General features: G+C 38.9%; 16 protein-coding genes. 8 read left to right on the plus strand and 8 right to left on the minus strand.

What is annotated here, in order from left to right:
* Complete coding sequence (gene mdh, locus IPM34_08780; protein ID MBK8955637.1) at positions 1-933, minus strand: malate dehydrogenase; 933 nt, start codon at positions 931-933, stop codon at positions 1-3.
* A gap of 89 nt (positions 934-1,022) precedes the next feature.
* On the opposite strand from mdh, the gene IPM34_08785 reads away from it, so the two are divergent.
* The 6 genes from IPM34_08785 (at position 1,023) to IPM34_08810 (ending at position 7,424) form a co-directional block, all read left to right on the plus strand.
* Entirely contained in the window at positions 1,023-2,564 is a 1,542-nt protein-coding gene (locus IPM34_08785) for a T9SS type A sorting domain-containing protein (protein MBK8955638.1), read from the plus strand.
* 11 nt (positions 2,565-2,575) lie between these two features.
* Positions 2,576-4,042, plus strand: coding sequence for a T9SS type A sorting domain-containing protein (locus tag IPM34_08790; protein ID MBK8955639.1), 1,467 nt, complete (start codon positions 2,576-2,578; stop codon positions 4,040-4,042).
* Entirely contained in the window at positions 4,039-5,244 is a 1,206-nt protein-coding gene (gene sucC / locus IPM34_08795; protein MBK8955640.1) for an ADP-forming succinate--CoA ligase subunit beta, read from the plus strand. The genes IPM34_08790 and sucC overlap by 4 nt, the downstream gene beginning before the upstream one ends.
* A complete protein-coding gene (gene xseA / locus IPM34_08800; GenBank protein ID MBK8955641.1) occupies positions 5,245-6,489 on the plus strand; it encodes an exodeoxyribonuclease VII large subunit in 1,245 nt (414 codons plus the stop codon). It begins immediately after the preceding gene.
* A complete protein-coding gene (gene xseB / locus IPM34_08805; GenBank protein ID MBK8955642.1) occupies positions 6,471-6,674 on the plus strand; it encodes an exodeoxyribonuclease VII small subunit in 204 nt (67 codons plus the stop codon). The genes xseA and xseB overlap by 19 nt, the downstream gene beginning before the upstream one ends.
* Positions 6,675-6,848: 174 nt before the next feature.
* A complete protein-coding gene (locus IPM34_08810) occupies positions 6,849-7,424 on the plus strand; it encodes a hypothetical protein (GenBank protein ID MBK8955643.1) in 576 nt (191 codons plus the stop codon).
* Between the two features lie 324 nt (positions 7,425-7,748).
* Here the strand turns inward: IPM34_08810 and IPM34_08815 are convergent, their stop codons facing one another.
* On the minus strand, positions 7,749-9,200 hold the full coding sequence (locus IPM34_08815; GenBank protein MBK8955644.1) for an LptF/LptG family permease: 1,452 nt from the start codon (positions 9,198-9,200) through the stop codon (positions 7,749-7,751).
* A gap of 29 nt (positions 9,201-9,229) precedes the next feature.
* Positions 9,230-9,622: an SPOR domain-containing protein gene (locus tag IPM34_08820; GenBank protein MBK8955645.1), complete on the minus strand. Its 393-nt coding sequence runs from the start codon at positions 9,620-9,622 to the stop codon at positions 9,230-9,232.
* Between the two features lie 80 nt (positions 9,623-9,702).
* Here IPM34_08820 and IPM34_08825 point away from each other — a divergent pair, with 80 nt between their 5' ends.
* Positions 9,703-10,608 (plus strand): methionyl-tRNA formyltransferase, encoded by a 906-nt coding sequence (locus tag IPM34_08825; protein ID MBK8955646.1) that lies wholly within the window; start codon positions 9,703-9,705, stop codon positions 10,606-10,608.
* Here IPM34_08825 and IPM34_08830 read toward each other — a convergent pair.
* Complete coding sequence (locus IPM34_08830) at positions 10,583-12,310, minus strand: ABC transporter ATP-binding protein (GenBank protein MBK8955647.1); 1,728 nt, start codon at positions 12,308-12,310, stop codon at positions 10,583-10,585. The genes IPM34_08825 and IPM34_08830 overlap by 26 nt on opposite strands.
* Positions 12,311-12,396: 86 nt before the next feature.
* On the opposite strand from IPM34_08830, the gene IPM34_08835 reads away from it, so the two are divergent.
* Positions 12,397-15,474 carry a hypothetical protein gene (locus IPM34_08835; GenBank protein MBK8955648.1) on the plus strand — a complete coding sequence of 1,026 codons (3,078 nt, stop codon included), beginning with the start codon at positions 12,397-12,399 and terminating at the stop codon, positions 15,472-15,474.
* Between the two features lie 122 nt (positions 15,475-15,596).
* On the opposite strand, the gene IPM34_08840 is transcribed toward IPM34_08835, so the two are convergent.
* The 4 genes from IPM34_08840 to IPM34_08855 all read right to left on the minus strand — a co-directional run bounded on the left by IPM34_08840 (position 15,597) and on the right by IPM34_08855 (position 20,311).
* A complete protein-coding gene (locus IPM34_08840; GenBank protein MBK8955649.1) occupies positions 15,597-16,331 on the minus strand; it encodes an SIMPL domain-containing protein in 735 nt (244 codons plus the stop codon).
* A gap of 45 nt (positions 16,332-16,376) precedes the next feature.
* Positions 16,377-17,096, minus strand: coding sequence for an SIMPL domain-containing protein (locus IPM34_08845; GenBank protein MBK8955650.1), 720 nt, complete (start codon positions 17,094-17,096; stop codon positions 16,377-16,379).
* A 309-nt stretch (positions 17,097-17,405) separates the two neighbouring features.
* A complete protein-coding gene (locus tag IPM34_08850) occupies positions 17,406-18,761 on the minus strand; it encodes a hypothetical protein (GenBank protein MBK8955651.1) in 1,356 nt (451 codons plus the stop codon).
* 134 nt (positions 18,762-18,895) lie between these two features.
* Positions 18,896-20,311, minus strand: a complete 1,416-nt coding sequence (locus IPM34_08855) for a redoxin domain-containing protein (protein MBK8955652.1) — start codon at positions 20,309-20,311, stop codon at positions 18,896-18,898.
* Positions 20,312-20,344: the final 33 nt, after the last annotated feature.

Raw genomic sequence — 20,344 nt, forward strand, 5'->3', positions numbered from 1 at the left:
TCAGGGATGTAAATTATCGTAAACCTCCATCATCGATCTGACTTCAGCAGCCGATTTGTTGAGCATTTCCAATTCAGCCGGACTTAACTTTAGTTCGAGGACAGATTCAACACCTTGTTTGCCTAGTTTGACCGGAACTCCAACAAACACATTTTGAAGATTATATTGCCCGGACAAGCGCACGCAACAGGGAAAAATCCGCTTTTCGTCTTTCAAAATCGCTTCAACCATCTGTGCTGCAGCTGCTCCCGGAGCATACCAGGCTGAGGTGCCCATGAGTTTCACCAATTCCCCACCTCCAAATTTTGTTCGCTCCACAATGGCGTTAAGTTGTTCTTCTCCAATAAGATCGGTGACAGGAATACCGCAAACCGTCGTAAATCTCGGGAGCGGAACCATGGAATCTCCATGGCCACCCATGAGAAGGGCCTGGATATCTTTTGGAGAAACATCCAGGGCTTCTGCCAGAAAAGCCCGGTAGCGCGCTGTATCCAGTATACCGGCCATGCCGATTACTTTTTTATCGGAAAGGCCCGATACCTTATATGCGGCATAGGTCATTACATCGAGTGGATTGGAAACCACAATAATGATGGGGTCGCTTGAATATTGAAGGATGTTTTTAGTCACAGAATTGACAATCTCGGCATTGGTACTGATCAGATCATCCCTCGACATACCTGGTTTCCGGGGAAGACCTGCAGTGATCACGACGATGTCTGAGTTTGCCGTTAGTGCGTAATCACCGGTGCCCACTAACCGGGTAGAATAATAATCGATTGGCGCCTGTTGAAAGCTATCGAGCGCTTTCCCGACAGCCATTTCGGCTTTGATGTCGATAAGTGCGATTTCTTTTACAAAGTCTTTGTGAGCAAGTACATTGGCGACGGTTGCACCCACATTTCCTGCCCCTACTACGGTAACTTTTGCCATTTTTTAAACGTTATATAGTTAAAGTTGCAAAACTATGACACGATGTCTTAATTTTGTAGGCTATTTGGAACATATTTAATAAATTTTATATGAATAAATTTTTAATGCTAATGGGCTTGTGCCTCATGATTCCTTTTATGAGTATGGCTCAACAACTTCGGGGTACCTGCGGAACGGGACTTGAAGATAACCTGCTCATCAAGGAAAGGATGCTTGAAAACCGGGAGCAGTGGAAAGATAAGATCAGGCCCAGATCAGGAGCTATTAATTACATCCCCATCAATTTTTGGTTGATGGCAAAGGACGATGGATCCGGAAGGCTGGCTCCTTCAAAAGTTACTGAATTCATGTGCTGCTTGAATAAAACAGTTTATAAAGACATGGAATTCCAGTTTTATATCAATAAAATCGTTTTTGAAAACAGGACTGCCGTATTTGATGATCCAAGCAGTACCCTGGGTGAAGCCTACATTCGCTCCTATATGCTCTCGAATAAGAATGCCATCAATATTTTCGCTGCAAACACGGCCAGAGCATCAGAACCCGGAGTTTTGGCATTTTATAACCGAAATGGGGATTACATCGTAACCAATAAAGCCTATTTGAATAGCGATTGTTCTACCTTGGCACATGAAATTGGACACTATTTTTCGTTGCCGCATACATTTTTGGGTTGGGAGGATACGGATTACTATGTATTGACAAGTACGTGTACCAAACCAACTCCAAAAACACTGCCCAATGGGGCTTTGGTTGAATATGTTGACCGCAATAAAGCAGGAACCTCCGGAAAGAAAAATTGCGAACAGGCTGCCGATGGTTTTTGTGACACTCCTGCCGATTACAATTTGGGATTTGGGTATAATGGACGTGGCTGCAATTACGATAGCTGTGCAGTCGATCCGGATGGAGTTAAGCTCGATCCGATGGAATCGAACTATATGAGTTATTTCCTGGATTGTATTGAAACTTTCACAACACAACAACAAGATGCTATCCATATCGATTATTTAACTGCGGCAAGAAATTATTTGCGAAGGACACCGGCGTATTCGCCAAAACCTGAAATTACAGAAAAGGTAAATTACATCAAACCAACCAACGGTAATCCTCCATTGGGTTATGACGAAGTTGTTTTCGATTGGGATGATGTACCCGAAGCAACGCACTATATTTTTGAACTTGCAGAAAATACAGGGTTTACACTGAATCCAAGATTCTTCTTATTGACGAAGTCTGATACTGTTTTGAAAAATCTTGTAAAAAATAAGACCTATATCTGGCGTGTAACTCCATACAACGGTAATAGTTTTTGTATCGTTTCCAATCTTGCGACTTTTAAAAATCCTAACTGGACTGTGGCATCTGAAGATATCCAAGATCAACAGACCCAAAATTATGTGGTGCAAAATGCAACACGTGCTGCTAAATGGATGGTCTCGAACCGCAATAACGGAGAGTATTCATATCAGTTGATGGATTCGAGGGGAGCTTCTGTTGCCAGGGGATCTTTTGTTATGCAAAATGGACAGACCGCCATTGAATTGAATTCATTAGCACCTGGTATGTATTTTTATCAGATAACCAATTCCAGCCAACAGACAAATACCGGAAAATTTTTCATTTATTAAATAACGCTTTTATGAAGCTGATCTTTAGCGCGCTAGCCTTTATGGCTGCAAATTCATTATTTGCCCAGGCTGAATTTTGTGGAACCCGGGTCGAAGACCAACAACAGGCTTTAAATTCTATAGAAGGGGTTGAACATTTCTTTAGGCAAGACCAGACCATTACCTACATTCCCATCATGGTTCATAATGTAACTAACGACAATTCGTCCAGTTTTTTTGCCGCATGGCCTTTGTTCGAAACGATGTGTACGCTGAACTCCGATTTTCTTCCTACAGGTTTCCAGTTTTACCTCGAAAAAGATTTTAATTACATAAGAAACAGCGAGTGGAACAATCACGAAGAATTTAACAAAGGCGAGGAAATGATGATTGAAAGCAATGAACCGGCTATGGTTAATTGCTATCTTGTATCTGATCCTGCTGGTAATTGCGGTTATTTCACTTACAGAGGTGATGGCGTAGCATTAAATAAAACCTGTCTGGGTAAATTCAGCCATACCTGGGCACACGAACTCGGGCATTTCTTTTCTCTTCCTCATACTTTTTATGGTTGGGAAGGCATTCGGTATACCAACAGTAAAAAGACATCCGACTATCAGTCGGATGTCTTCCGTCAAATCGAAAATGTCGTACGTGCCCAATGCAAACGACAGGCAGATTATTTCTGCGACACTTATCCCGATTATATTTCCTACAGATGGAATTGTAACCAAAACGGCGAGAGTAACCTGATCATGAGGGATGTCAATGATTCTACTTTCAGAGCAGACGGAACCTTGTTTATGTCTTATTCAGATGATCAGTGTATGAACAGATTCAGTACAGAGCAAATGGACGCCATGTACAAAAGTTACAACGGTCCCCGTGAAGAATTAAAACGCTCGGATGTAGTTCCCGTTTTCTTCAACCAGTCGAGTTTAAGTTTGGAATTCCCTGTAGACAGTATCGTTGTTCCATCCAGAAATCTCGAAGTAAGTTGGGAAGCAGTTCCAAATGCAAGCTATTATGTACTTCAGATCAGCAGGACTCAAAATTTCAGCGTTATCATTAAAAATCTTTTACTGACTACTAATAAAATCAATATCGATTCTCTTACGCAAGGCAAAAATTATTGGTGGCGGGTAAGAGCTTATACTAATTTTGAGTTTTGCGGAATTGAATCTGCAACCGGTTACTTCAGAACAGAATCGGAAATCGTTGGTACGGAAGAGTTTTCCAATGAAGGAATACAGGTCTATCCGAATCCGGTAAAATCAACAGCTAAATTGCATATCGACTTAAAAGATCCTGTAAAAGTAATACGCCAGCTGAAGCTCACTTCCATTAACGGCGGACTTGCCGTTCATCCGGGTTTTCAAAATACCGAAAATGGTATTCTGGTAAATTTGGAAGCAGTACCAGCGGGTTTATATTTTTTAACTTTGAACACCGATTCAGGAAATTACTTTTCTAAAATTTCCATTCAAAACGAATTATGAATTTACACGAATATCAAGGCAAACAACTACTGGAACAACATGGTGTGAGGGTACAAAGAGGAGTTCTGGTGGAAAATTCTTCAGAATTTGAATCCGCTTTCCAAAAACTGATCGATCATACCCAAACCGGATTTGTGGTCGTAAAGGCGCAAATTCACGCCGGCGGTCGCGGTAAAGGCGGCGGAGTTAAACTAGCCAAAAATAAAAATGAAGTACTTGAGTTTGCAAACCAAATTCTTGGCATGCAGCTTAAAACTCCACAGACCCCTGGTGGCTTGGATGGACCCGGAAAGAAAGTAAACAAAGTATTTTTAGCAGAAGATTCTTATGCACCTGATTTTTCCAAATGCAAAGAATTTTATTTTTCGATATTGACCGACCGATCCACTCAAAAAAATGTGATCATCTACTCCACTCAGGGTGGTATGGACATTGAGAAAGTGGCTGAAGAAACTCCTGATCTAGTTTTTAAGGAATTTGTCGATCCTGCGATTGGTTTTCAGGATTTTCAGGCCAGGAAAATTGCTTTTCAGCTTGGTTTAAGCGGAAAAGTATTTAAAGAAATGTCGCTATTTGTTAAATCCCTTTATCAGACCTTTGTAGATAAAGATCTCACCTTAATAGAAATCAACCCCACGCTGATCGATTGTCACGAACAAGTAGTTGCAGTCGACTGTAAAATAAGTATCGACGATAATGCACTTTACAGGCATCCGGAGCTCGAAGCGATGAGAGACGAAACAGAAGAAGATCCGACAGAAGTTGAAGCAAAGAATTATCACCTCAATTATGTAAAACTCGACGGCAACGTAGGATGCATGGTCAACGGTGCCGGATTGGCAATGGCTACTATGGATATTATTAAACTGTCGGGAGGAAATCCCGCTAATTTTCTCGATGTTGGGGGCACGGCAGATGCACAACGTGTCGAACAGGCGTTCCGCATCATTCTCAAAGATCCCGAAGTAAAAGCCATATTGGTTAATATATTTGGTGGCATTGTGCGCTGCGACCGCGTAGCCCAGGGCATCGTGGATGCATACAAAAACATGGGAAATATCCAGGTTCCCATTATTATAAGGTTGCAGGGAACCAATGCCGAAATTGCGAAAGAAATGATCGATGCTTCCGGTTTAAAAGTGCATAGCGCCATTGAACTGCAGGATGCTGCTAATATCGTTAAAAACGTATTGTCGAATTGATTGGATTGTTTTTCACTTAGCAGGCTTCACACTTATATCCGCAGGGTTATAAGCCTCAATTTTCCCGAGCCGGTTTGGGTACGGGCTGAAATACTTAATGTCGTTTCAAAATCGGGCCACTACTACCTGGAACTTGCAGAGAAATCACCAAGCGATGAAATTCTTGCTCAAAGTTCTGCGGTCTTGTGGAAAAATCAGGCTGCTGATGTTTCAAAAAATCTTGGAACGACTGTGTCAGGAATCTTGAAAACAGGAAACGAGATCATGTTTAAAGCCCAAGTGGATTTTCATGTTCGTTACGGTTTAAAATTACAGCTGCTTGAACTCAACAAAGAGTTTACCCTGGGCCTGATGGCTATCAATAAGCAAAAAGTCATACAACGATTGCAGCAGGAAGGTCTATGGCAAAAAAACAAAACTTGTGAGCTGCCATTGCATTTGAAAAATATTGCCATCATAGCCAGTAAAAGTTCTGCTGCTTTTGCTGATTTTACACATCAATTGAATAACAATGTTTATGGTTACAAGTACGGAATCAAATGTTTTGATGTAGCAGTGCAAGGACAATTTGCAGTATCGAGTATTTGCGAAGCTTTTCATAAACTGCAGTCCGGCAAAAAGTTTTACGACCTGATTGTATTAATCCGCGGAGGTGGTTCAAGACATGATTTGTCTGATTTTGATCAATTTGAAATATCAAAAGCAGTATCGCAGTGTCAGATCCCTGTGCTCACCGGTATTGGTCACCAAACGGATGAATCGGTAACTGATCTTTCGGCATTTAAATCTTTAAAAACTCCTACGGCTGTTGCAGAATTTATTGTTCATCATACCTTGAATTTGGAAGAACAAACAGAACTAATCGCTCAGTTCATTTTCCAAAATTCATTTGAACGATTGCAGAGGCTGAGAACCAATTTGCAATATTTCCAATCGGATTTACAGTATTCCGCGAAACAGCATGTTTCAGCCGAATTGTTAAATGCTATGCGCTTCGAACATAAACTGCGGGAGATCACAAAAGATCTATATGTAAAAACAAAAGAAAAACACGCAGCACTGCTCGCTTTTTTAGTAGCCAACGATCCGGTTGAAATTCTCAATAAAGGCTATAGTATTTCGACGATACAAGGCAAATCATTGCATCATTTATCTAAAATTGAATCGGGCCAGGAGTTGACTACCAGGTACAATTCAGGAATTCTCAAAAGTAAAATAACAGATGTATGGCGAAAAGAAAATTAACCTACGCCGAGGCGATGTCTGCTCTGGAAAAGATCGCAGATAAAATCAAACGCGAACAGATCCCTATCGAAGAATTGCCTGATGAAATTAAAAAGGCCAGGGAACTTCTTGAATATTGCAACAGTCTTCTTCGGAATATTGAAAGCGAGTTGGAATTTGTTCAGGGTTCATCTGAAGAAGAATGAGTGCCCTGAGAGTTTTGGTTTTGATTCGTCATACTACCCCGTTTCTGTTTTAATTCACAACATCATATTTTTACTTTACACGAAAATGCAAGACCTATTTTGTAAAAAGTTTTCTATTTTTGAATGGAGGATCGGTGATTCAAGAGATCAGTTGATGATTTAAATTTTTATAGAATGCAGAACCAATTACAAAGGAAGCTATGGATGGTTGCCACGATATTGGCACCGGTATTATTAGCGATTAGCCAGTTTTATTGGGTAAATGGAGTGCTGACCTCTACCGCCGGAGCGCTTCAGGTTTTATCCTTTCTCTTCTGGATTTTTGCATTCCAGGGTATGTTTCATCAAATTCAGGATGATTACCCCAGGTATGCCGTTTGGGGATTTTTTTTAGCGGTCTATGGCTGCCTGGCTGGAAATAATTTTGGAGTGGATGGCATTTTTATTGATGCATTTAAGGAGCTTTTCCCCGATGCAACGGAAAAATTTAATGGAAAAACCGGTACCGGTGCGCTCATTGCATTTTTCTTACCGGGGGCACTTGCGCCTCTTAGTTGGACGGTATTAGGAGGTTTGTTTTTTATCAAGAAAAAAATTCCAAAGTGGAATGCTTTGGCTCTCATCATAGCCGGTATTGGATTCCCATTGTCCAGGATTCCTAGAATTGACTGGCTAGCCCACATGGACAACGCCTTATTGCTTATAAGTATGATAGGAATTGTAATTAGTTTTTACAAGAACAAAGAATAAAATATTCGTAAAAACTGGTTTTAAACAATTTTAATGCAGATTGATTTTAAATCGTTGGTATTAACTGTTGCATTGTATTTCATCTCAATTCATGCAACAGAAGCCAGTTTCTTAGCTTAAAGCAATAAGAAATAAGCTTTGTTTAGGGTTTTTGTAAATAACCTTTCTATTGCAATATATTGGAAATTATATATTGAAAATCAAAAATATATAATATATTTTCAATTCTAATTCAGAGATTGGGTTCATCACTATTTTCAAACAATTCTCTATAAAAATTTAAAGCGAGGATCTCAATTTAAGCAGCATCGTGCTTATGCTTTTCTACTTTCTCCAGAATTTTTGAAATAGTAGCTTAAGGTCCTGCAGCACATTCCTGTCGCGCATTGCCGTCCAGGTGAGCAATATACTGGGTAGTCCAAGAATAAAAATAGGTAACCATGCACCTGAAAAAGTATCGATGCGTAGTCCTTCTGTAAGTCTCTTGCAAAAAGTATTCATTAATAAATAGGCTACAAAAACCAGAATGCAAAGAATCAATGGATAACCATAACCTCCTTTCCTGACGATGGCTCCCAAAGGAGCACCTATAAAGATGAACATGAAGCAAACAAAAGCCATAGCCTGTTTCAGAAGCAGTTCATATTCGATTCTTGCTTTTTGTTTGAGGTAGTGTTTTTTTTCCGTTTTTGCAGAATTCAACCTGTTTTGTTCAATTTCAATGGTCTGTAGGACGGAAGATTTTAATCGGATGTAAAATGAATCATTGCGATTCAACCAAGCGCAATATAAACTGTCCAGTTCCTCCTGTTTTTTCTGAAAATAGAGATCATCCCTGTTTCCCTGATGTCGTTCTGCTTTAGCTGTTTTATTCTCAGTAGGCTTCATGTGCGACAAGATATATCCTTCGCTATCGCCTTTGACCAGTTTCGAGAAACTGTCGATTTCCGTTCGCAATTGTTTGCTGTTTTTCATTTTACGGTCGCTCTTAAACAGTTCCTCGTTGGTTCTGTCGAGCTCAAATTCACCCAGATCAAAAACTTTGGTCAATTTGTCAAAAGCGATTACTACAAACGGTTTAAAGGCATCCCTGCCCGAGGCATTTTCCGGATTTTGATAGACGTAGCCTTCTTCCAGCTCCATGACCATGTATCGCTGCTCCGGAGTCACATACATCCTCCCCTGAGATGCAGATATGATGGATACTTCACGTGATGCATCAGACTTGCTGTGGTCATAGATCAGAATGTCTTTAATGTCTTTGCCGTTGTCTTCTTTTTGTCCAATTCGGATCGAATATCCATAAAAGTCATTGTTAAAAATCGATTCGTCCAAGCCCAAAGTAGGCTTTTGCCTTTTTAAATCGTGCAACCGGCTGATGTATTTGAGGTTGGATTTGGGAATGATGTACTCCGAACATACATAGGAGAACATAGCCACACCCATTGCAAACAAGGTCAAGGGCAACATGATCCGAAACAAAGATATCCCTGCAGATTTCATGCTGGCCAATTCATAACGTTCGCCCAGGTTTCCGAATAGGAATACTCCAGCCAACAAAACTCCGATCGGGAGTGCAAGTGGTACCAGCGAAAAACACAAATAAAAAAGAAATTCGAGAATCACGATCATTCCGGCTCCTTTTCCAAGGATGTCATCCACATACAACCAAAATACCTGCATGACCAAAACGAATAAGGCCATGAAGAACGAAACGATGAAGGGCGGAATAAAGCCCTTGATCAGCATCGCATCCAGACGTTTAATCCTCAACATTGGTCAGCTTTATTCAGAATTGCAGGCTATTAATGAACAAGTTCTTTGATAAAACATTCATATTTTCCTGAAATTAGTTTGTCGCGTAGTTGTTGCGCTTTCAATTCTTCCTTGAAACTATCAACAACAACAGAATAGTATTCAGATTCCGGGAAAATTTTAATGGAAGTGCTTGAATATCCTTTATTAACAAGTTGTTTCGATCTCCGGACCGCATTTTGTTGGACAATAAAACTTCCGGAAACCACATAGTACGTTTTGTTGCCGGGTTGAAACGCATTGTCAGAAACATCTTGAAATAAATGCGCCCAATTAAATTGAAATTCTCTGTGATCATCTACATTTGAACCGGTAAACGACCCCACTGGATTCATTAAATAAAAAGGAAGTAATAAAAATTGGATGATGTTGAAATTGACCATTTTAGTTGTATTAAACCGGTGTTATTTAGTGACTTAGTGTGCAAAATTAAACCTTATTTAGCTTAATTTATTCAAATATCATGAAGGTCATATTTATGGGATCCCCAGACTTTGCGATTCCCTCACTCGAAGTAATTTTTCAAAAACATCAGTTGCTGGCTGTCGTCACTGCTCCAGATAAACCTGCAGGGCGAGGCCACCAGTTGCATGCGACGGAGGTAAAAACCTGGGCTGTACATCGCGGAATTAAACTCCTTCAACCTCCTAATCTCAGGGCAAAATCTTTTCTTCATGAAATTGCTGCTTTGCAGGCCGATATCCTTGTTGTTGTAGCCTTTCGGATGATCCCGGTCATATTAATGGAGCAAACGAAACACGGAGCCATCAACCTGCATGGGAGTTTGCTACCTAAATACCGGGGTGCAGCACCGATTCAACGCGCAATTATGGCGGGTGAAACGAAAACAGGACTCACCGTATTTCAACTTAGTAAGGAGATTGACACCGGAAAAATCATCAGGCAAATCGAGATTCCATTAGAACCTCATGTGACTGGCGGAGAAGTTTACAATCAAATGAAAATTTTGGGTGCCGGCCTTTTAATTGATGCTCTTGAAAGCATTGAAAAAGGAACAGTTGTTTACACAAACCAAACTGACTCGGACGCAACTCATGCCCCAAAGATTTTCCGGGAAGATTGCAAACTCGATCTGACCCACAGCTGCACGATCAATTACAATAAGATCAGAGCTTTAATACCCTACCCTTTAGCCTGGTTTGAGTGGAATGGCTTAGCCATTAAAATCGTAGAAGCAAACTACAATTTTGGCTCATTAAATTCATCTGGTGAAGTGCTTTTTTTAGATCAAAAAAAATTATGGCTTGCCTGTAGTGATGGGTGTATAGAACTTTTAAAATTAAAACCGGAAGGCAAAAAAGAAATGACGGCCCTGGAATTTATCAATGGCTCCGGACTCCATCGCTGAATTCGCGGGGAGTAGCCTGAATCAGACTTTTTGTATATGGATGTTTTGGATTTTCAATGAGTTCGCTGCTTGGACCTTCTTCGACAATTTTACCATTTTCCAAAACTATGATGCGGTCTGCTAAAAAATGCACAACAGCAAGATCGTGGCTTATGAACAAATAACTCAAGCCAAAATTTTCCTGCAACTCTTTAAACAGGTTTAGTATTTGAGCCTGAACAGAAACGTCCAAAGCCGAAACCGGTTCATCGCATACAAGAAGCTTTGGCTCGACACCAAGTGCACGGGCTATGCATATCCTTTGTCTTTGTCCGCCAGAAAATTGATGTGGGTATCTGTGGTAATGCTCTTCAGACAAACCAACTGTTTGAAGTAACTCGAGGACTCTGTTTTTTCGCTGCTGCGCACTGTTATATAGGCCATGGATTTCCAAAGGTTCCAAAATGGCGTCGCCAATTTTTTGTCTGGGATTTAATGCAGAATATGGATCCTGAAAAATCATTTGAATGTCCTTTCTCAATGCATGTAGACGCTTACCTTCGAGTTTTAAAAGATCAGTGGAGTTATAGAGGATTTCTCCAGATTCAGGATGGAGTAATCTGACGATTGAACGTCCAATGGAAGTTTTACCACTACCGGATTCTCCCACAAGTCCCAGACTTTCGCCTTGTTTGATTTGAAAACTTACATCGTTGACTGCCCGGTGGCCTTGTTTTTTTCTAAAAAAGAAACCCGTATCCGAATGGTAGTAAATCGATAAATTTTGAATAGCCAACAAATTGGGTGTTGATGCTAAACTTTGGGCTTTTTCCTCTATTTCCAACGGAGAATATTGGCTGCTTTGGTCATGGCTTTCGTCAGCATTTTCTTCAAAATCAAATAAAGTATTTAACTTTTTTAATTTTTTATATAAAGGGGGTCTGCAATGGATGAGTCCCTTGGTATAAGGATGATTCGCATGAGCAAACAGAGTCTCTGTGTCGCCTGATTCCACAATTTCACCATTTCTCATAACGTAAATGTGCTGACACAATTCCCTAACGAGACCAAGATCGTGGCTGATAAAAAGAATTGAACTGCCCAATTCCGAGTGAATACTTTTGAACAACTCCAAAACTTTCTTTTGCATGTTCACATCAAGCGCCGTAGTGGGTTCATCGGCAATGATCAATCTGGGTTTGTTGATCATGGCTAAAGCAATTAAAACGCGCTGTATTTGTCCGCCGGACAGCTCAAACGGATATGAATTATATACCCGTGCAGGATCTGTTAATCCAACTTTTTCAAAACCGTCGTAAATACGGTCCTTTATTTCCGACTTGCTAAGATTATTGTGATGAGCTTTGATGACTTCAGTTACCTGAAACCCACATTTGAGAACAGGATTCATGGCGGCCATAGCTTCCTGAAATACCATTGATATTTTGTTCCCGCGAATTTGTCTTAGGGGTTCATTCTCCAGTTTCAAAAGATCGACCTCTGTATTTTCTTCCCGATACACGATAGATCCTGATTTGATTCGTGCATGCGCGTCGAGCAACCTGAGAATGCTATAAGCCGTTATTGTCTTTCCGGAACCACTTTCACCTACCAGTCCGCAAATTTTTGCATTGGGGATCTTTAAATCAATGCCTTTGAGTACGTCCTGGTCGCCGGATTCTGTAAAACCTATGCGCAATCCGGTAATTTCCAAGAGGTTCATGCCGCAAAGTAATTAAAAGTTAAGCTTTAAATATGAAAAACTTAATGTTGGCTACTTTTGTTGACAATTGATCACATGTAAGACTTATGAGAAAATTCTTTAAAATCGCTGCCATTGCTCTTGTCTTTATTTTTATTCTTTTATGGAGCCTACCCTACCTCTTTAAAGGCCGTTTGAATGACTTGTTAAGAAAGGAAATCAGTGCTTCCATTACCGGTAAATTTGATTTTAAGGACCTGAATGTTTCCTTGATCAGAGACTTTCCTCATGTCTCTCTGGCTATGACTGAGCCTGTTTGCACCTCATTTGTAGCGCAGGACACCAGCGAACTTTTTAAAGCAAAGGAAATTTCACTGAGTGTTGGACTTTTCGAAATATTAACCGGGAAACAACCATTAAGTATTAAAAAATTTGGCATTGATGGGGCCACGATGCTTCTCATCCAATATGATTCTGTATTAGCCAATTATCAACTGACACCTCTTGATACGACAGATAAAAGTCAATCATCTGCTATTCAGTTTAAAATTGAAGACTACAGCATTGAAAACAGCGATATCCGAATAATTGATCATCTTAAAGGACAGGATCTGTTGATCTCAGGATTGAATCATAGTGGCTCATTTGAGCAACTGGAAGACAGACAGAAATTAAATAATACAACCGATATACAAAGTTTGAGTATCCTGAATAAAAATATACCTGTGCTCAAAGAATTGAAAATTCATGCGGAAAATGATTTAGAAATCAGCGAGAACGGCAACAGTTACAGGATGGGTGTTTCGCAACTGCGTCTAAACGATTTATTACTGGAGTATAGCGGAGCTATCCATTTTAGCAACGATTTAATTGAATTTGAGAATTTTGAAGTTCATTCTCCTTCCACGGCCTTTAAAGAAATTTTTAGCATCCTTCCGAATGCATATACCAGCGATTTCAACAAGGTGGTTTCATCGGGCAATTTTAGTCTAAATGGGAAACTGAATGGGAGCTATTCAGATTCGAGTCGGGTGTATCCCAACTGGAATGTTGAACTGATAGTTTCGGACGGATTAATTCAATATCCTGGTAAAAATGTATCACTCAATGAATTTAATCTTAAAGTCAGGTCTGAGAATCAATCCGCTGACATGGTCAATAGTTTTTTTGAAATTTCAAAATTTGGATTCAGTATAGGCAATGAACCTTTTGAAGGCAAGATACGTATTCAGGACCTGAGTAATGCTTTTCAAACAGAAGGCAGCATAAAAGCTAAGCTTTCTTTAAGCAAATTGAGGGAGTTTTTTCCATTGGATGGGGGTAATCAATTAAATGGAAATTTATCATTGAACTCAGACTTTAAGTTTGATCGCAATGCTATTGAACAACAACAATTTGATAAGATTGATTTTAACGGTGCATGTGAGCTTCGGGATTTTATTTATAAGGCCGATGGAATGGAGGATGTTAGCATTCCACTTGCACAATTGAACTTTTCTCCAAAATTATGGAATCTGGAAAATGCCCAGCTTGTTTATGGCAAAAGCGATTTTAATTTTCAGGGAGAAATTCATCACCCGCTTGCAATGTTTGCACCAGGTGCTGATGCCGAAATCAAACTAAGGCATCATTCAGCTCTGATAGATATAGATGAATTGATGAAATCCAATCAGCAACAGTCCGAAGCACAAACTCATAAAACAAAAATTTCTTTTGATGAGCTTCAACTATCCTTTCAATCGTCTATCGAAAGGCTTCAGTACGATGTTTACAAAATTACAGGAGCCCAGGCAGAAGGACAATTACAAGGTAATAAGTTGAGTTTGTCTAAAGCAGAAGTGGATGTGAATGGAAGTCAAATTAAAGGAAAAGCTGCATTTGAAAATATCATTGATTTTGTTTTCAATGAGCAAGTCCTTCAAGGCAATCTTGATTTGTATTCCGAGTATTTAGACCTCGACAAATTAATGGCTGTGCCGGAAAATGCGGTAGCCCAAAAACAAACACCGGAGGTTTATTTTAGTTTGCCGGAGGATATGGATATCGACATACAATTTGCGGCAACTCAATTGAAATTTGACCCCTTAAAGTTGAATAAGTTGAGTGGAAAATTGCATTTAATTGATCAAAGTTTAGAAATTCACGAAGCCACTGCTGATGCTGCAGGTGGCAAAATGGCTTTGACCGGTGTATTGGAAGCGAAATCGGATAAACAACCCATTTTCGATTTCAAATACGAACTGAAAAGACTTGAATTTAAAAACGCATTTACTTCTTTTCATACCATTTCAAAACTTGCACCGATTTTTAATTTCATAGAAGGATTCTTCAACAGTACTTTTATTTTTCAAGGGGCGCTCACGAAAGACAACTACCCCGATTTAAAAACGGTGAACATCAATGGCATTATCGAAACATTAGAAGGAGCGATAAAAGGTTTTAAACCGCTCCAGGAGCTGGCTTCAAGAGTGCAGATCAAAGAATTCAGCAGCTTGAATCTGAAAAATACAAAGAATTGGATTAGTGTGGAAAATGGGGTGGTAAACGTTTCTGATTTTACAAAAAATATTGGTGATGTTAAATTTACTGCCGGTGGAAATCACCCTTTGGAAGGAGATATGGCATACCGTATTTTAATTGATATCCCTTCAAATAAAACACAATCTATTTTAAAAACCATCAAAGTGGATGATGGAATAAAATATTATAATGAACTGATGGGTAAAATCGGCTTGAATCAAAAGTTGAGTACCGATATGCTCATTGATGTTCAACTGGGTGGGAGATTTACAAAACCGACCTTGAAACTTGGATTGAAACCTAAAGATGGTAGTGGCTCAGCCGATGGCGGATTAAAAGGTGGCATTGAACAACTGAAAGATACGGTAAGCGGAAAAGCTGCGGAGCTAACCGAGAACCTGAAGACCAAAGCACAGGAAGAAATTAATAAAGCAACCGATTCACTGACCAAACAAGCGGAAGCGCAAATCGATAAGCTTAAAGATGCAGCACAAAAGGAAGTGTTGCAGAAAGTGGATTCTGCGCTTGCAGGAAAAGCAGGAGACCTCCTGAAAGGATCATTGGATTCAATAAGCGGCAAGATCATCCCCGGGTCTGGTCAGCATGTTGACAGCCTTAAAAATAAATTAAAAGAATGGAATCCGTTTAAGAAGCAAAAAAAATAGCCCTTAAGCAAGTCATGAATTTGTAAATCAACTGACTTTAAGCAGCATTAATATTTAGTATTATTATTGAAACCTCCGGACCGATTAGATAAAGTAGTTTAAAGGACTGTACGTTAAGAAAGTCACCTGATATAAGAATCCTGTTGTTGAATTTGCCATTCCATAATTACATGTGTCTTTAAGTATCTCCTTCCTGGACTGTAAACAATTATTTCCCCCTGTGTTTCAAAAGTGTTGTAATCGAGCCACAGATGATCAATATTCATCGATAACAATGGTATGTCATCACTTGAATGCACTTTCAGCAAGGTCAATGCCTTGCAACCTAATTCCTTTGCAATAATTTTTGAATGTCTCTTGGCATTTTTGGTAGCCAGCAAAACTAGCTTTTCTTTTACTTTCTTATCAAGTTTTTCTGACAGCTGGAAAGAAAATGAGAAACTAAGATCCATTCCCAGTGTTCGTATTTTTCTGATTAAATTATCAATGTTCCTTTTATTATTAACCATTTTAACATCCAATTGCTTTTGGCCAAAGTATACGGTATCCGAAATTCTTTCCGTGTGGTAAAGATCAAAATACAATTCCTCTTCCAACAATAACTTGGTTTCCAGAGGTTGGAAATTTAAGTCCCGCAAGAATGTTGTTAATAATGCCATATTTTGTTCCAATAGGTTGTTTAAAACTTGATAGTTTTCATTCTTATGTTTTAGTCTGATTTGCATGATTGCAATGTCAGGATCAATGCGTAAGGAGCTTTCCGAAATTACTCTGAGGATGGATAAATCTGAATTATATTGACAATACCCAATTAGTGGAATTAAAATTAGTAATTTGAGCGAATAAATCGTTTTCATAATCCAATTTTATTTTTTTCATATTAAAACCGCTATGAAAGAATCCTATATGCCAACCAAGTCATAAATCAATTCAACTTTTTTAGTTAGGACTATTTCAGAAGGAACAAATCCATTTTGTAGTAAATGACTATCATTCCAAACTTGCATGCCGCAAACAGAACTGAATCCATAAGAATAAAGTGAATAAACTTCTGAGTAATGAATACTTCGAACTCTTGATATCTTATTTTGTGTTGCGATAGCTGTTAATCCAGCTTTCTTGTGTGAATCTGCGATGGCCATCCCAATTAAGCGGTCGTTGACTAGCTCTGATAAGGAATCTGATAGATAGTAATTTAATGAAAAATTGTACGCATTCTCTATATCCTTAAACATATTAATCAATTTCTCTACTGTTGATGAATTATATTTAAAATGCACTTGAATTCCATGAGATGCTTTATAATCTGTATTTTCTTTTCTTTCTTTTCGGATCACATTTTCAGAAAGTACTTTATACTCAGTGGATTTTATTTGGTTTTTTTTAAAGCCTATCTGAATGAGACTGCTGATAATTTCCTTTGAGGCTTTATCAAGTTCGATTACGGCCCTATTGAATTCAGAATTAAATTTCTCTATCTGAATCGATAGCATACAAACATCTGGAACCACCCTTTCTTGTCCAACTCCTTCCATGCGCAAGGTAGTTGAGTTTGTAAAAGTTTGGCCGATTGCTGTAATTTTGAAGAGAGTAAAAATGATTAGGAATAAATACTTTTTCATCTTGTATAATTTTAGAATTAAACATTCCTTAAATATCTACTTAATGATTAGAAAGATATAGTCGAAAACGGCAGAATGATGCAAAAAAAATCTACTGTATTGCAGGAAAATTTATTATTTAAATTCTCTAGCTCCTATTCAATTATACAACTTGGTTCTTAGTTACAAATTAACAGCTCTATTATATAAACGAATTTTCAATTGAAATGTGCCGCGAAACTTGTGAAAATTAAAGGAGATTAATTCCAGAAATAAAAAAAAATAGCCCTTCTTAGAAGGGCTATTAAGGGACATATGAGGTTTTTATTTTTAGTTCAGTTTAAGCTTCATAACTTTTTCAGCGAGTGCATTCCCTGCATCCAATCCGGTAGTGATGCTTGAGCGATATTGGGAGGCACTGTAGAGATCTGAAAAAGCAGCTTCTTTGGCCATTTGCTCGAAAGATTCAAAAAACTTTCTGTTTTCTCTGAGATCCTGCCTCATGCTTTGCGTATAATCCATGAATGGAGTTCTGTAACCAAAGGTTTCGCTGAAGATTCTTGCACATGCACTGTAAATCATGGCTTTATCGGCAACAAATTCAGGACTCGCCGGGCTTGAATATTCCGGAATGTAGTATCGGTCGATTTGCTGTTTAATATAGGTTGAAGGCCTCAATAAATTTGTTTCGTACTTCACTTTCCAGGAAACGATATATGCATCGTATTGTGCAATGGCAAGACGAAGAAAGAGTTTCATAGCTGATTCGAGGTTCATCTCTTTTTCCTCAATCAATTGCATCATCAAAAGATAATTATGCAACAAAGGCGATGCATGAAAATCCATTTTGGTATTCCAGAACTCGAGATAATCCCTTTGATGTGTATCCAGATTATTCGATAAATTATAAACTTCATAAGCCTCTGCATAAATTATTGACTGGGCGCTGGTGGAATAGTTTAAAACTTTGGTTTTAAGTTCCGAAGCAATTTGAAGATTGTCCGCCAGACAAAGTTGAGCACTTCCCCAATCCGGTAAAATGGGCTTTGAAAAGTAATCTGGGGGCGTTGGCCTCCACGCGGCCGGATCTGCAGAAATGCTAAAATCCGGGTATACGACAAGATAAGCATCTGCTTTTCCATCAATTTCAGAAAAAGCAATGAGTTTCCATCCAATTTCATTTCCAAGGTCGGTCGATCTTTTGATGATATCCGGATCGAGTTCAATAGATTCCGAATTCAGGTACTGATCTCTTAAAGCGGTAATTTTCTGCAAATTATCACTACCCGATGCTTTAAACAGTTCACGGGTCATCCGGTATAAAGCTTGATTTGCTGTAATCAGGAAATTGTATTTCTGGCCTGGATCCGGTTGTGGCAAGGTAGTCTGAAAGTTAGCAAGTTTAAGCTGAAGGGTTCCATAACCCTTGAGGCCAGGTTGCAAACTCTCGTACATGCTGAGAGCAGTATATAACAATGCCCTGCTTGTAATGGGTTCGGAATAACCATTGCACTGGTTGCTCAATTCAAGAGACAGGCTGACCCAATCGGTGAGAAAGCCGGCATCTTTTTCATTGAGGTAGGACGAGGATTCGGGAATAAAAACATCTGTTTTTGAGCAACTTAGAAAGGTCAAAAACACAGAAAGCAGAGCTATAGCCCCACGGGTGGTTCTAGAATAGGTCATAAGCGGTGGTTTAAAAGTTACAAAACTGGCAGTTGACTGCCAACAGCAAATATATTATAACTTTTTATAATATGTACTTAAAAATCTAAATTTTCCCCTTGTAACTTTTTAAATCCAGATTTTTCTATGTATTTCTACTTGAACGATAACAACTTATCCATAATTTCGTTCAATTGCTCTGCCGCTATTTTTTTTGTTAATATTTTCTTTGAAGCATCTAAGATATAAATTTGTGGTGTAGTTTTCAAGTCGTAGATCAATTTAAATTTTGAAACATGCATAGGATCGTATGCGTTTATGTACGATTCCATATGGTGTTCCTTCACCGCATCAAAACAAGCCTTTTTGGCTTCTGTGCCGATCTGCGTGCAAACTGCAACAACTTCTACCCCTTTATCTTTGAATTTTTGGTAAAATTGGCTGATGTGCGGCAATGACTTTTTGCAATGGCCGCAATCAGGAGCCCAGAATATCAGTACGGTATATGGACTTTTAATGTCGTGCAACCTGAATGGAGTGGAGTCTTCCCTGAATAACAGAATATCCGGTGCGATTTTGTCAATCAACAGTGGTTTAAGTGCCTTTGCATCCTTGCTCATCTTGGCAAGATTTTCGGCATCGATCCAGGGTGCTTTTCCTTTTGCATAATAATTTTCAACAAGATGCACATAAACACCATCCATTCCCACATATTTGGAATTCGCGTAAGTATTCAAAAAGTGACTGAGCAGGAATTTGTGATTATCGGTATTCGGTCTGACTTTAGAAAGAATGTAATCCAGCGCAACATTGATGGAATCGGGATGCTGCGTGGTAAGCCTGTCGAGGTATCGCTCTATTTTTTGAAAGAATAAAGGAAGTCGCACATTCCTTTCATCTAAAAAATCCGCATAATCAAAATAATGGGATTTGTAATATTGAAAAGCATACAGATCCCGTTCTTCCGGATTTATATGGCTAAAATCAGGTACCTGAACATCGAGACTCCAGCGCAATACGAGGCTCAACAAAGACTTTGGCTGATCGCGAAGAATTTCATCTTGCTTAGCCTTAACTGCCTTATCGACTTCATCGAGTTTTACTCTAAACAAGTTCTGTTGTGCCGAATCTTTAGTATTTTTAAGTTGTGTCGAAATTGAATCGGCCAACATTCTTTTGGTTGAGAGAAAATCGATGTATGCATTAAAATCAGCATTGAGTTTTGAACCATGAAATTTTAATCTTTCGTTTAATTGTTCTGCATCGGACTCGATTGAAAACTTTTGTTTCTCATCACCAATCAAGAGCTGAATGTAATTATGGTTTGGTTTCGTGACTACGAGATACATTCCCGACTCTAACAAGGTGTCTCCTTCAAAAGTAAACAAACCTTCTTTCGATTTAAAAGCAGTGTCTTTAATGTATTGCTTATCTCCGAAATAATAACCTAACAAGAGGGTATCGTTTTCGTAATTTTTAAAATGGACTTTGATTTTATATCCTTGTCCAAAATTCGAAGTACTATAAGCAATCAAGAGACTAAAGACCAGAAAATAATTTATGTATTTCATTTTTATTTAGGTAACAAAAATCAAAATTATCAG

Source organism: Saprospiraceae bacterium (genome assembly GCA_016716185.1).
Lineage (GTDB): Bacteria > Bacteroidota > Bacteroidia > Chitinophagales > Saprospiraceae > Vicinibacter.